The sequence below is a fragment of the Vibrio bivalvicida genome, assembly GCF_001399455.2.
Taxonomy (GTDB): domain Bacteria; phylum Pseudomonadota; class Gammaproteobacteria; order Enterobacterales; family Vibrionaceae; genus Vibrio; species Vibrio bivalvicida.
The window spans coordinates 81,657-95,962 of sequence record NZ_LLEI02000083.1; the positions used below are offsets into that span (position 1 = coordinate 81,657).

The 14,306-nt window shown below is 44.1% G+C and carries 11 protein-coding genes; all 11 read left to right on the forward strand.

The window, feature by feature from the left end; genetic code table 11:
• Positions 1 to 57: 57 nt before the first annotated feature.
• Genes APB76_RS20295 through tssK form a run of 11 tightly spaced genes read left to right on the forward strand, consistent with a single transcriptional unit; the run spans position 58 to position 14,305 of the window.
• Positions 58 to 1,455 (forward strand): type VI secretion system contractile sheath domain-containing protein, encoded by a 1,398-nt coding sequence (locus APB76_RS20295; protein ID WP_049844012.1) that lies wholly within the window; start codon positions 58 to 60, stop codon positions 1,453 to 1,455.
• A complete protein-coding gene (gene tssE, locus APB76_RS20300) occupies positions 1,455 to 1,880 on the forward strand; it encodes a type VI secretion system baseplate subunit TssE (RefSeq protein WP_049844011.1) in 426 nt (141 codons plus the stop codon). Before APB76_RS20295 ends, tssE begins: the two co-directional genes overlap by 1 nt.
• Complete coding sequence (gene tssF, locus APB76_RS20305) at positions 1,873 to 3,624, forward strand: type VI secretion system baseplate subunit TssF (RefSeq protein ID WP_054962466.1); 1,752 nt, start codon at positions 1,873 to 1,875, stop codon at positions 3,622 to 3,624. Before tssE ends, tssF begins: the two co-directional genes overlap by 8 nt.
• Positions 3,625 to 3,639: 15 nt before the next feature.
• Positions 3,640 to 4,569, forward strand: a complete 930-nt coding sequence (locus tag APB76_RS20310; RefSeq protein ID WP_054962467.1) for a type VI secretion system baseplate subunit TssG — start codon at positions 3,640 to 3,642, stop codon at positions 4,567 to 4,569.
• A gap of 55 nt (positions 4,570 to 4,624) precedes the next feature.
• On the forward strand, positions 4,625 to 7,237 hold the full coding sequence (gene tssH, locus APB76_RS20315; protein ID WP_054962468.1) for a type VI secretion system ATPase TssH: 2,613 nt from the start codon (positions 4,625 to 4,627) through the stop codon (positions 7,235 to 7,237).
• A 25-nt stretch (positions 7,238 to 7,262) separates the two neighbouring features.
• The gene (locus tag APB76_RS20320; protein WP_054962469.1) at positions 7,263 to 9,806 is read left to right on the forward strand and encodes an MFS transporter; all 2,544 of its coding nucleotides are present in this window, start codon (positions 7,263 to 7,265) and stop codon (positions 9,804 to 9,806) included.
• A complete protein-coding gene (locus tag APB76_RS20325) occupies positions 9,803 to 10,810 on the forward strand; it encodes an ABC transporter substrate binding protein (RefSeq protein ID WP_049844006.1) in 1,008 nt (335 codons plus the stop codon). Before APB76_RS20320 ends, APB76_RS20325 begins: the two co-directional genes overlap by 4 nt.
• Positions 10,798 to 11,520 carry a type 2 periplasmic-binding domain-containing protein gene (locus APB76_RS20330; protein WP_049844005.1) on the forward strand — a complete coding sequence of 241 codons (723 nt, stop codon included), beginning with the start codon at positions 10,798 to 10,800 and terminating at the stop codon, positions 11,518 to 11,520. Before APB76_RS20325 ends, APB76_RS20330 begins: the two co-directional genes overlap by 13 nt.
• 3 nt (positions 11,521 to 11,523) lie before the next feature.
• Entirely contained in the window at positions 11,524 to 12,471 is a 948-nt protein-coding gene (locus APB76_RS20335; RefSeq protein ID WP_049844004.1) for an FHA domain-containing protein, read from the forward strand.
• A complete protein-coding gene (gene tssJ / locus APB76_RS20340; RefSeq protein WP_049844003.1) occupies positions 12,471 to 12,953 on the forward strand; it encodes a type VI secretion system lipoprotein TssJ in 483 nt (160 codons plus the stop codon). Before APB76_RS20335 ends, tssJ begins: the two co-directional genes overlap by 1 nt.
• 20 nt (positions 12,954 to 12,973) lie before the next feature.
• On the forward strand, positions 12,974 to 14,305 hold the full coding sequence (gene tssK, locus APB76_RS20345; protein ID WP_054962470.1) for a type VI secretion system baseplate subunit TssK: 1,332 nt from the start codon (positions 12,974 to 12,976) through the stop codon (positions 14,303 to 14,305).
• Position 14,306 lies beyond the last annotated feature (1 nt).

Genomic DNA, 14,306 nt, shown 5'->3' on the forward strand with positions numbered 1-14,306 from the left:
ACCAGAACAAAGGCCGGCTTCGTCCGGCCTATTTTTTCTCTTTATTCTTAGGACATGATGAATTTGAACATCAATTCAGAATGGCAACGGAATTTTGCCGGATTAGACACCACAGACAACGACTTTTTAAAAGAGTCGCTATCTCTGCTGTCTGAGATCGCTCCGCAAGCACTCGAAAGCAAAGGTAACCTAACGATTATTCTTGCTCAATTGATCACCGAACTGGATAGCAGTATCTCAAAGCAACTTGATCAGATATTGCACCACAAAGATTTTGAAGCTCTCCACAGCAGTTGGCTGGGCCTCGAAGGCTTGTCTAAACTTCCCGTCAACAAACAGCGCACCAAACTAAAGCTGCTTGATATGGATTGGGCGGAGGTGTCTAACGATGTCAACCAGGCTTATACTGTTAAAAGCTCCGAGCTATACAACAAAATTGGTAACAAAGAGTTGAATACCTTGGGTGGTCACCCATTTGGTAGCATTGTTTTCACACACAAAATCTCTCTTGATATGGATTTTGATGCGGATTACGACGATCTGTTTACCCTTGAGCTGCTAGGAAAGCTCGGTGAAGTCACTCTCTGTCCGATGCTATTTGCTCCTGACGACTATTTTTTCGTTCAACCGAGTGCCGATTGGATTTCGGATACGAATCGAATTGAAAAAATCCTCAGTGGAGACGACTACAAGCCTTGGCAAGAATTAAGACTGAAAACTTCGTCCAAGTTTGTTGGATTAGTCATGCCATCTATTCGCATGCGCCATCGCTACAAAAATGCCAAGGTTGGATTTATCTACAATGAATCTGGTCAAGGGCTGTGGGGTAACGCAGCATTTGCTTTTGCCGCAACAATTATGCGTGAGCACCACAGAGTCAATTGGTTTGGTTTTTTGAAATCACGTTGGAACGATAAAGCGCAAGGTGCCTTAGTCAATTTAGAGCACCACGAGAGCCAATACCTTTCTCATCCGGAAACCGATGTGGTTTTGTTTGGTCAGATTTCAACGTTTTACGCTCAGAATGGGTTTATTCCTCTGACTAAAAGTGCCCTTAGCGAAAAGTTTTACTTCAACGGCAATAACTCAATCTGGCAAAGTAACACTCAAACAGACAACGAAAAGGTTCTGACCCAGCTCCAAACAAGTTTGATGTCTTGTCGTATTGCGCACTACTTGAAGGTTCAAGTGCGAGAAATGATAGGCAACTTCAATACGGCGTCTGAATGTGAGCTGTTTCTGACTCATTGGATAGAAAAGTTTTCTAGTAATGTCTCTTTTGCTAATGAAGAAACACTTTCGAAGTACCCTCTTAGCTTTGCGAAAATCAGTGTCTCCGAATCTCCGCATCACAAAGGTAGTTTTTCTTGTACTCTGCGTATTGTGCCTCAGTATCAATATGATCATTTCACAGGTGAAGTCGTTTTAACGACCGAACTCGATGAGGTGGCGTAATGAGCTTTTGGAGAACGTTTGTGCAACCCCATGATGTTTCTGGGCCAAATGACGATATCGAAGACATCAAGTACAACCTGACGAAACTCCTTGAGTCAGAGGCGTCTTTGCTCGAAATAGATGATCGATTTATAGAGCTCCAGCGCTCTAACTTCCGTTATGGCATTGAAGATGTACAACTGCTGAGTGCAAGTCTCGATCAAGCTCAACTAGCGCTACGCCTAGAAAACTACATCAAGCACTTCGAACCTAGATTGACTAATGTCATGGTCGAGCTTGGTGAGCGTAAAGAGAACGAAAACGCCATAGCATTCAACATTGTTGCAAAAGCCAAAACCACTCAAGGAGAAACCGAGTTGGTATTTGACTCAAAAATTTCACTGAATGATTTAAGAACTCTAATGACGGAGGACAGTTATGAGTGATCCGTTGTTAAGGTATTTCGAACAGGAACTGACCCTTGTAAGACGCGCGTTAGGTCAATTTGGACATCAACACCCGACTCACGCCGATCGTTTAAACATACACCAAGGGCAAATAGAAGACCCAAGTCTTGCAAGATTGCTTGACGGTGTTGCGCTCCTTAACGCAACGGTAGAAAAAAAGCTGTCTGATCAGCTACCAGAAGTCGTCGAAGGATTACTTGGCGTTTTATACCCAAGTTATATTCAAACAGTGCCAAGTATCGCTTACCTTCAGCTTGATGAAAACGCTGAACTTGCAGAGTCTGTTACGCTACCTAAAGGTGCACAGTTTTCAGCAATAGCTCAGAATCAAAACTGCTCATTCACGACCATAGACGAGCTAAAAACCACCTCGTTTAAGCTGATTGATACAACGGCCTCAAGCGCCCCATTCAGATTCAATCGCCCCCAAGGTACAGAACAAACAACCGCCGTTATCCAATTGAGTTTCTCGACCAATGACCCAGATGTGCATTTCTCTTCTCTCGATTGTGATGACCTCGATTTTTTTGTTCAAGGTTTTGAAAACAATGCAGACTCTCTGGTTGAATTACTACTTGCAGAAACCCTAGCGATTTCTATTTCGGATGCCGCTTGCGAAAAACACATCGTGCTTGAACCCGAACGTTTAAAAAGCAGAATCAGCGATGCCAATTTCCAGTTTCTCCCACAGAAAGGCAATCAGTTTGCCGGCTATCAATTGATCAGTGAGTTCTTCTTTTTTAAAGAAAAGCGTCAGTTTTTCCGTCTTAAAGAGTTCGGCCGAGCCATTAAGCACTTCGATACATCAAAGGTTGTATTAAATCTGTTTATGCATAGCTTGCCAACTGAGTTCATGCGCCTATTCGACAACCAAGTGTTTAAATTGAATATTGTTCCAGCGATCAATTTATTCGAGCAAACTGGTGAGCCGACAACATACGACCAGCGTAGTTTAAGTATACCGGTCAATGCTGATGCACACAGTGACAGCGATATTGAGATTGTCGAAGTGAAAGAGGTGTTTGAAATTACCTCTATGGGAGAGAAAACCTTAACTCCACTTTTCAAAGACAGTTACCGCTCAGACCCAAAAGCTGATCATTGGCAGTGCACTCGCAGCAGCGACAATGAGTTTCGTCTCGCGATCAGCTTAAACAACCAGCAAGAACTCGAATTCAACAAGTTGTATGGAACGCGGTTATTGTGTACCAATGGTAAACGAGCTTGTGCGGTTCAAGGCAATTTTGAATGCTTAGAAAGTATCGATTTACCAGGTGAGTTCAGCCCAATTTATCCGCCATCGGCTCCTATTGCTAGAGAACAAGACCCGCACTTGCACTGGCAATTTATTGCCCTGCTTAACGCAAACTTTGTTTCTCTACTTCATGCAGAGCACCCAGAAGAAGCTTTAAAGAGAATGCTGCGCTTGTGTAGCCGAAGCCAGATCTCTGCAGATGAAATTCAAACCATCCGCAGCGTCAACATCCGTTCTCAAGTTTCAGCGTTAAGAATTCTTGGTAAGAATGTTTTCTCTCCTGGTACAGAAATCGAGATTACATTGGATACCACAAGTGGGTACTTAGCATTCAGCGACGTACTAAACCGCTTTTTCCAACAATTTTGTAGTTTCGATCGCTATATTCAATTGTCAATTAAGGTCTACGGCCGCGACGGTTATGTAAAGCGCTACCCAAAAATTCACGGCAGCCAGAATGCCATGTAAGGTGGGTTGAAGAAAATGAATGTAGTTAACGACCTAACGAACAACACTGAGAAATACGATTTTGCTCAAGCTATGAGGCTGCTATCGCACTTCATTACTCAGTCAGATCAGCGAATCCGACTGGTGCTCAAAGCTGAGGCGATGCCAACTGGGGATGCAAGCGAAATCCAGTATTTCTCTTTAAAAAATAATAACGCGAAACTACGACTGGCGAAACAGGCCTTATCTGGTGTTAAAGGGGTAATCCCCTACTACATTTACGAAGAGCTTCTGGCCGCGCTTCATGATGATGATCACGCACTTAAAGATTTTCTAGACGTGTTTAACCAAAGATATTTTGAGTTAATAGCACAACTCGAAACATCACCTTGGTTAGTGGTACAGAACGAACTTCATCCAGAGAAAACACGGTTGCTAAACCAAATAGCAGCGCTCAACGACCAACATGGCAACTTCTTCCAATACGCTTTTTTACTTGGGCAAAGCAGTAGAAACCTCGCTAGCCTAGAGCAGATGTTAAATGACTACTTCCCTTTCGACATCGAAGTGGCAGCAAAGCAGCAAGAACGTCGCCAACTGCCGGTGGACTCATTAACCAAGTTAGGCGTAAACCGAACTTATAACAGCCGCATTGGCCAAGGTTTCCTGATTGGTAAAACTTGTTTAACACACTTTAATCATTTGGTTGTGTCTATTAAGCCAGCCAATGAACAAGACCTTATTGATATTCAAAACGACCGAATGTTAGCAACCAGTATGCGTGAACTCATTCAGCATTATCTACGCGATAACACTCCCGTTTCGATTTATCTTAAGGTCAAACGCGAATACCTATCGCGACCAAAACTTTCCAGCAACATCAACCGTGCCGCCAAACTGGGAGAGGTAGATTGCCTTGCACCGGAACGTAAGCCGCACAAAATGATTAGTATCTTGCTCAAATGATGGAAACAATCCGTAACTTCGTTGTTTTGATGCTTCGAAATACAAGGAAAACAGTATGACACAAGTAACACTGACCAATTTAGTCGCCAAACTATCTCCCGAGCTGAAACAAGCTCTTGAAGTATCTGCCGGAGCCGCCATGAATCAGGGCGTTCCTTCTATTGAAATTGAGCATTGGTTGCTTCAACTCATCTCTCAGCAAGATGCTAACCTAAACAACTTGATGCAATCGCAAAAGTTGTCTCAAGATAGCCTTGTGAATGAGCTATCAACGAAAATAGCCCGCCTACCTAAAGGTAGTGAAGGTCAGCCTACATTGAGTCATGGCCTGACAGAGCTCATTAAAGACGCTTGGATGATCGCTTCTGTTAACTATGGACATGGAGAAGTGATCAGCTTGCACCTAGTTCAAGCTTTAATGCAGCAGAACGTTCTGGGTGTCAGTACGTTGCAACTTGAAAGCCTGCAGTCAGTGTCACTAGAATCATTACAAGGTCTTATTAACAAAACAGCGGTTGCTCGTAGCAAAACGACATCGATTGAAGGTGGCGCTGCCGCTGGCCAATCAACCGCAAATGATGCCTTAAGTAAATACACGATCAACCTTACCCAACAAGCTATTGACGGCAAGATTGATCCAATTTCTGGTCGAAACGCAGAGGTACGTAAAGCGGTCGATATTCTTTGCCGAAAACGTCAGAATAACCCGATCATGGTGGGTGAGCCAGGCGTTGGTAAGACAGCGGTTGTGGAAGGTCTAGCATTAAGAATCGCTGCCGATGAAGTACCCGGCGCTCTTCAAGGCGTTCAGATTCACTCGCTTGATCTCGGCCTGCTACAAGCGGGCGCGAGTGTCAAAGGTGAGTTTGAAAACCGCCTAAAAGATGTCATCAATGAAGTTAAAAACAGCGAAGTGCCTATTATCGTCTTTATAGATGAGGCGCACACATTGATCGGCGCTGGTGGCGCAGCAGGTCAAAATGATGCCGCAAACTTGCTAAAACCTGCTCTTGCCCGAGGTGAGTTCAAGACTATCGCCGCGACAACTTGGGCTGAGTACAAAAAATACTTTGAAAAAGATCCTGCCCTTACTCGTCGTTTCCAAGTAGTTTCGATTGAAGAGCCCAATGCAGACGATGCAAAGCAAATGCTTCGTGGTATCGCAGCATCTTTGCAAAAACACCACGGTGCATTTATTGCCGAAACAGCTATTGATGCAGCGGTCAACCTGTCTATCCGTTACCTACCTAGTCGTCAATTGCCTGACAAGGCAATCAGTCTGCTCGATACCGCTAGTGCTCGTATCGCCCTGACTCAAGGTGCTAAACCAGAAGTAATTGAAACACTAGAGCAAGCCATCCGCTACCAAAATAACGAGAAAGCAGCGCTAGAGAAAGAGAATGCGCTGTTTGGTATTGCGGAAGAAGAAATCGCTGAAATCACCACTGAAATCGAGGCCAATGAAACTGAGCTTCAGGCGCTGAATAGCCGTTGGGCACAAGAAGTTGAGCTAGTGGATCAAATCAAAGCGCTACAGGAAGATATCAGCAGCGCAGAAGGCGAAGAAAAAGGCAACTTAGCTAAACAGAAAGAGCTTAACGACACGCTTGATAAACTGCACGAGCTTCAGGGCGAACTTCCTTTAGTCAATGCCATGGTCGATGACAATACTATCGCGCAGATTATTGCCAACTGGACAGGTATCCCTGTTGGCAACATGATGAGTGACGAAATTGCACGCCTACTTTCTCTTGAGGAACAGCTGGATAAACGTGTTATCGGTCAGGATGTGGCTAAGCAAGAGCTTGCGAAAGCCATCCGAATTTCACGCGCTGGCTTGACTGATAGCCGTAAACCAATTGGCGTGTTCCTAATGTGTGGCCCAAGTGGGGTTGGTAAAACTGAAACCGCGATGGCACTTGCAGAGCAGCTATACGGTGGAAGCAATGATCTTACCGTTATCAACATGACCGAGTTTAAGGAAGAGCATAAAATCTCTATGCTTCTTGGCTCTCCAGCAGGTTATGTGGGTTTTGGTGAAGGCGGTGTCTTAACCGAGGCTATTCGACGCAACCCATATTCAGTGCTGCTCCTAGACGAAATGGAGAAGGCTCATCCGGGTGTTCACGATTTGTTCTACCAGATTTTTGACAAGGGCCAAATCAAAGACAGTGAAGGTCGTACCGTCGACTTTAAAAACACCATTATCATCATGACTTCGAATGCCGCAGACCAAGCGATTTGCGATGCGTGTGAAGATCGTGAAGAGCGCATGACCAACGAAGAGCTGTTAGAAAGTATTCGTCCTGATCTGCAGCACTACTTCAAACCCGCTTTCTTGGGACGCACAACCATTGTGCCATACTACCCTCTTAACGATGAAGAGTTAGCTAAAATTACAGAAATCTCTCTTAACCGCATCAAAAAGAAACTGGCGGAGCAATACCAAGCAAGCTTCACTTGGGATAAGGGCTTTGTTGACTTTGTCGTTAACAAAAACACTGACCCAACAACTGGCGGTCGAGCTGTAGAGCAGATCATTAACCGCTCGTTAATGCCAAAGCTCGCTGAAGAATGTATTAGCCGTTTAAGTCAACAACAGCCAATCACTCAGGTTTCTGTCGTTGCTGTCGCTAGTCCCGCAGGTTTTGAGCTAACTATCCAATAAAGTGTCGTAAAGGAAAGCAGTAAGTATGAGCCACAATCAAATCTCTACACGTCGTACGTTTTTCTCATTGCGGGTCAAACTTGTGTTGGCGATTTTCGCTGTCTTGCTGTTTTCCAATGGTCTAAATAGTACCCTCAACTACCTTAACTTTGAAAAGAGGCTTACCCAAACAAGCGACTCCACTTACCAAGTGGTGTTAAATGAAACTGATCACGACATTAAGCAAGCGATCAGTTTAGGTTTGCCTCTTTCTTCTATATCCAATATCCAATCACTTCTTGAGAGGCGCCTCTCTTTAGTCGACGGCATCAGCCGAATGCAAGTCGTCAGCAGCAAAGGCGACGTTCTTTATTCTGCCGGTGCTGCAACAGAGCATGAGCGAATGATAACAGCGGACATCAACAATACGTTTGATGTAAAAGAAGGTGCATTACAGCTTTACTACTCCACCGGTTACTTAGATAGCATCAAACATACACTATTGAAGCAACAACTCACTGATACTTTGATGTGGGTGCTCGTCGCTTGTGTGATTGGTTATTTCATCTTGTATACCGGCCTTAATTTCTTGCTACTAAAGCTCGAAAACATATCCAAAACACTTGAGCAGCCCGATCTCAGCGACAAAGAACTGATTGAGCATGCCAATCAACGATTTTTTTCTAAAAGTGGGAAAAATGGTTGGCAACGCTTTCGTGACAAGTACTTTCCGCTGCTTATTATTGCCTTAGCAATCGTTCTCACTGTAGCTTCAAATTTGGGTAGCTCATACCAAGCTTTAGATAAGTTTTCTACCATTTACGAAACACAGCTAGAACAAAAGTCGATGGTCATCGGTGACACGCTTAGTAGTATGATTCAAAGACTACTTAACCATGGTGTTCCACTCGATAAACTTTATGGGTTGGAAGAAGAGTTTTCAGAATATACCCGCCAACATAAAGAGCTTCTCTCCATAGAGTTACGACAAGCGGATAGATCTTTGTACCAATTTCCAGCTCAATTTGTGGGTAATGACCACTCATCTTCGGTTGACCTAAACATTGACCAAGAGTCATCGACATCAATTCGAATGACCACCGATATGAACATCATTCCTCAACTTATCGAAGATAGCTTGATGGATATGCTGACGGTGCTGATCGCTTCTGCCCTTGTTGTCATAGAGATCATATTGTTTGTTTGCAACTTTATGATCATTAAGCCTTGGCACCAGATCAAACAACTGCTTACCCACTCTAAGATTGGTGCTTCGTTATGGCTTGCGCATATTTCAGCTAAAGATGAATTAGGACGAGTCACAGGTGCTATCAACACGATTATTCAGCGCCAGCATGTGAGTAAGAAGCTAAAAGTACAAAACCTTCAAGATTATCGCTTTATTCGACTGCCGCTGTTCATGTTGGTCTTTGCCGAAGCCGCTTCATTGGCATTTTTTCCTAACTTTGTCGCAAGCTTATCACGCTCGCAGAATTGGATTCCAGACAGCTTAGTAACAAGTTTACCGATATCATTATTTATGTTCTGCTGGGCGATTTCTTTGCCTTTTGCTGGCTATTGGTCAGACAAAGTTGGGCGTAGAAAATCTCTAATTATCGGAGGCTTGATTACCAGCACGGGGCTAGCGCTGACTGCCATGTGTCAGACACTCGAACTTCTTCTTATTGCTCGCGCCTACACGGCAGTGGGTTATGGTATAGTTTTCATTTCAGCTCAAGGCTATATCACCGATACCACGACCGCTAAAAATCGCACCAAAGGCATGTCGACCTTCTTATCTTCGTTCTTTTCCGGTTCGCTTTGCGGAGCCGCAATCGGGGGAATTCTTGCTGACAAGCTCGGCTACAATGTAACCTTTATGTTGGCCTCTGTGCTCGCTCTAATAAGCGTAATTTTCGTAATGAGTTTCTTTAGTCATGGCAGCTCAAATGCGCAAAGTAAACCGGTTAGGCTGCATGACTTTAAAATCCTACTTAGCAACAAATACTTCTCTTTGATCACTTTTTTCAGCGCGATTCCGGCTAAGGTCGTGTTGACTGGTTTCTTGTATTACATCTGCCCTGTTTATTTGCAACATCTAGGCGAAAGCAGCGCGGTATCTGGCCGTGTCATGATGAGCTACGGTCTCGCCATTATCGTAATATCACCGCTGAGCGCTTTTCTGGTTGACCGCTGGGACAACAAGATTAAATTCATCGTGTTCGGTGGGCTACTGTCTGCACTGGCATTGGTCAATATTGTCATTTTGCCAGGGACCTTGGGCTTGCTGTTGATCGTGGTCCTAGTCGGTATTGCACACGGAATTAGCGTTTCTCCACAGATTCCTTTAGTCATGGATTTACTTGCCCATGAGGGCATTGATAAGGGAAAAACGATCGGCATTTTCCGTTTAACTGAGCGCATTGGCAACATTGCGGGCCCAATGCTAGCGGGCTTGTGTCTAAGTTTATTCGGCTTCGAGGACACCATTATTCTGTTTGGCATCACACTGTTCATCAGTTCAACAGTACTCGTGGGATTCTATGCATTTTTCACTAAGAAAGACAGACAACTAGAGGTAGCAAAATGAGAGTTTTCATCTTGATTTTGATCACCTTGGTCGCGCAGTTTTCAGTACCAACGATCGCACTTTCTGCAGAAAAAAAACACGTCGTCATGATCTTATGGCGAGGAGTAACCGACGCAGAAAAAGGGTTTATGGAGTACCTCTCTAGTAAGATGCCCGTCAGCTACACCTTGCTAGATGCCAAAAGAGATCGAGACACCTTGTCAGGCTATATCGCCGACATAGATTCATACGACGCCGATCTTGTCTATACATTTGGTACAACGACGACCCTATCATTACTTGGAACTGAGGATAAACCAACCTCATTTCGAACGCACAGCGAGACACCTGTCGTATTTAGTATTGTGACAGATCCTGTTGGCTCGAAAATAGTGTCTGATTACGCCTCTGAACATCGCAACTTTACTGGTGTTAGCCACATCGTACCGCATCAAGTGCAGTTTAACGCAATTCAAAAACTACCAAATATCTCAACAATGGGGATCGTTTTTAACCCCCTTGAAAACAACGCTGTAATTACCGCACGTAAGATACAAATGCTGTCTGCCAAGTTTGGTATCGATGTGTATTTGTATCCGCTGCGGACAAAAAATGGCAAGCCCGACTTAAGCTCTCTGTCCAAAGTGATTGATACTATGCTTGAAGATAAAGTGCAGCTCGCTTATTTGCCGCCCGATTCATACATTATCAGTCAAGGAAGGGGAATTGTAGATAGCCTACACGCACAAGGAATTGCTACTTTTTCAGCAACTGAATCCCCTATTCGCAATCACAACGCGCTATTTGGTATAGTTAGCCGTTATTATAACGTTGGTGAATTTGCGGGACATAAAGCGGAACAGATCCTAAGCAACAAAAGTAGAGCCCAAGATTTACCCATTGAACCGCTCAGTCAGTACTCGTACATAGTGAATGTGGGTGCGGCGCGCGCGTTGGATTATTATCCCCCAGTTTCAATTTTAAAAATTTCCGAGTTAATTGGAGGAAATGAATGGTCAGAATGATGCCAAGTTTTACTTTCTGCCTACTGATTATTATGGGGCTGTTAAACAGCACCCAGGCTTTCGCACAAACTAGCATTGGACCAGCTCGATTGTTGTTGACCACTCAAGAGTGGGCGCCATACCAAGAATACAAGCATGGACAGATGCAAGGACTAGCATTGGATAAAGTAAAGTGCGTCCTTGGAAAAATGGGGCAACCTTATCAACTTACAATGACCAGTTGGTCTGACGCTCAACTACGCGTTCATAGTGGTGCTCAACATGGGTTCTTTGTCGCAACACAAACCGACGAACGAGATGAGTATGCCACACTTTCGGCACCCATCGCAGAGCAGAAGTTGATGTGGTATTTCGGCCCTGGGGTCGAGCCTAAAATCGATGAATTGTCAAAACTTAACCTTAAATTCTCGGCCAAATTTGGGTCGAACAAGTGGTTTTGGTTAAAACGTAATGGCTATAACGTAGTCAAACAGCCTAGAGATGCTAAAGTATTACTAAAGCTTTTAAAACAAAGGGAAATTGACATCGCTTTAGAAGATGATTTGGTCTTCAAAAGTGAGTTAGATGAAGCAGGTTTGCCCAATGATTTTTTCCAGTATCAAGTTCTCGAAACTAAACCAATGGGCGTCTATTTTTCAAATCGTTTCCTAAGTAAGTATTCTGGTTTTCTGTCTGTATTTAATGCAGCCGTATCTAAGTGTGAGAGGTAACTAGTGGCCGTCAGTATCCATTTGATTTCTGTACCCACTGAAGAGGTCGTATCCTCAAGAGTTGTGTATCTTCCAGAATCAGGAGGCACTCTTGGTCGTGCTCCTGCGTGTGATATCTGTTTACCCGACCAAAGCAAACGAATTTCTCGAACTCACGGTGAAGTGCATCTAACTGAACGTGGGTATGTATTGATTAGCCGCGGACAAAATAGTGCGCTGCTCAATGACAAAGTCATGGTGAAAGATAAAGAGTATCCACTCAATGACGGCGACATCATCAAAGTAGAAAGCTACACCATGCTTGTATCTACCTTAGTCTCTTCCAATGTAGAAGTAGCTCAGCCAGAGAATAGCGACGATGTTTTTTCACAGCCATTTGAGCTGAATCTTAACGATGATGACACCGAGTTCTTAGAGCAAGCCGAAACGCCTAAGCCGAAAGAAAACAGCGGTACTTTTTCTCATAAAAATGTACTTAGTGATGACCCTTTCGCCTCAGACCCTTTTGAAGACTTAGATAGTGATGAAATAGCGGCACATGTCGAGGTGGATGAATTAGGGCAGGTGAAAACATTCGAGCCCGCCACTGATCTAGAATACTTACCTGTCGATACCCCCAATCAAAATACTCAATTGGAAGCGTCGATCGAGAAGCTTCTCACGCTCTCGGAAAAAAATCAGCAATACTTGCAAAACCCAATGCTTCATCATGATGCTTTGTTTGAGGCACTTGAGAAAACTGTTGATCAGTTCCTTAGTGAATTCGCTCCACAGGAGTTGGAAAGTCAGTTTAGCGAATACCTTTCAGGTGGGCTGTTTAGTAATAAAGAGAAGAAATATTGGAAGATTTATCGTAAACACTTCCAACACCGTCAGCAAAATGGGGACTTCCGTCGCCAGTTTAAAGCTTTGTTTTTAGAAAATATGCAAAAACAGAGAGAGGAAAGCTGATGAAAAAGTGGTATTTGGCGACAGTGCTATTCCTCGCTGGTTGTTCTTCTGATCCAGTGCCTGTCGTGTCTCAATACAACTTAACGATCAAATCAGATACTGCGATGAATCCTTCAGATTCTAACGCCGCAAACCCAGTCGTTGTGAGATTGTATCAACTCACAGATGTGCAGATGTTTAATCAACTGCCGTTTATCGACTTGTATTCCAACGATGTTCAGCTTTTAAGCGCCAACCTTGTATCTAAGCAAGTTCTGCCTGTTGTTCTTCCAGACGCGAATGTCGATCAAGTGTTGGACATAAATAAAACGACTCAATACGTGGCAGTACTAGTCGAGTTTGTTGATTACCAAAACAGTGAAACAAAAGCATTTTCAACGTTACCGTTGCAAGCAGATCAATATCTGCAACTCAACTTACAAGGCTCTAAAGCCACATTAGAAATAGTCACTCCAGAATCGAGCTGGTGGCAAATTTTTTAGTCAGTATATAGGGAATTTACGTGGACGCGTTTAAAAAAGTAGTATGGCAAGAAGGCATGTTTATTGCCCCACAACATTTTCAGCAACAAGATCGCTACGTTCAGAACTATGTTCGTCAAAACGTCGAGACGCTTGCTGGCTTTGCTCCCTTTTATGGTGTGACAGAACTCACCATCAACCACGAATTATTGAAAATTGGCAAGCTTTCGATTGCTAGTAGCGCCGGTATCTTTCCTGACGGCACTCAGTTTGAAATGAAGCATGAAGTGGCAAGAGATGTCATTCAAGGCAGTATTGAAACAGTGGTCTATCTTGCACTGCCTATCTCACTGCAAGGCAATAATGACTATGGTCAAGAACAGTCGGATCAAGGCCGCTACCTGTCTCGCTCTATCAACGTGTTCGACACATCGACATCAGAAAATGCTAGCGTAGAAATTGACGTTGCGCATTTAAATACCTCAATTAAGCTTGAAGGTGAAGACACGTCCGGCTTTACACTTATTCCAGTAGCCAAAATTCTAGAGTGCACTGAAGCGGGTGAAGTCATTCTTGACCGTGCGTTTATTCCGGCCTGTTTGCATTACGGTGCATCACAGCTTTTACTAGAGCGGCTTAAAGAAATACATGCCCTAACCTCTAACCGTGCCACCACCCTATTGCAAAGGATCCAAGCGGGCCAAGGTCAGAAAAGTCCACAGTCAATGATGCAAGACTATTTATGGCTACAGACGTTAAACAGTTGGCTTCCATGGTTTGATCTAACAATGGCTAACCCAAAGCTGCAAACGCACCAAGTTTACGGCGAATTACGCAAGTTCGAAGCACAGATCATGGCGTTAACCCCAGCAATTCCTGAACCATGTTTGCCTTTGCAATACCACAAGCTATATGAGAGTTTTAATACTCTATTTGCCTCACTGCGCAACATGTTGACACTTGTTCAGCAAGACTCTGTCCTTGAGTTTGCTTGGGATAGTTCTCTGTTTGAGAGACGCCGACTGCTAAGAACATTAATTAAGGACACCGCCAGCGTTTCAAATCGTCGCTTTGTACTCTCAGTCAAATCGACCATTAGCAGCGCCGAACTCAGCGAACTGTTCCCAATTGCCGCCAAGCTCAGCAACAACGCTCGCATTGTCGAAATCGTACGCAATGGCTTATCTGGTATTGCACTGTCTCCACTTCCTGTAGCGCCGAGCGAGCTAAAGCCAATGCAGGGTGTGTCCTATTTTGAGGTAGATACAGCCGACCGCATGTGGTTAGAGATGTTAGAAAACCGTGATGCGATTGCTCTCCACGTTGACACTCGAATTGCTGACCTTGAAGTCATGCTCTATGCCCTGAGATAAC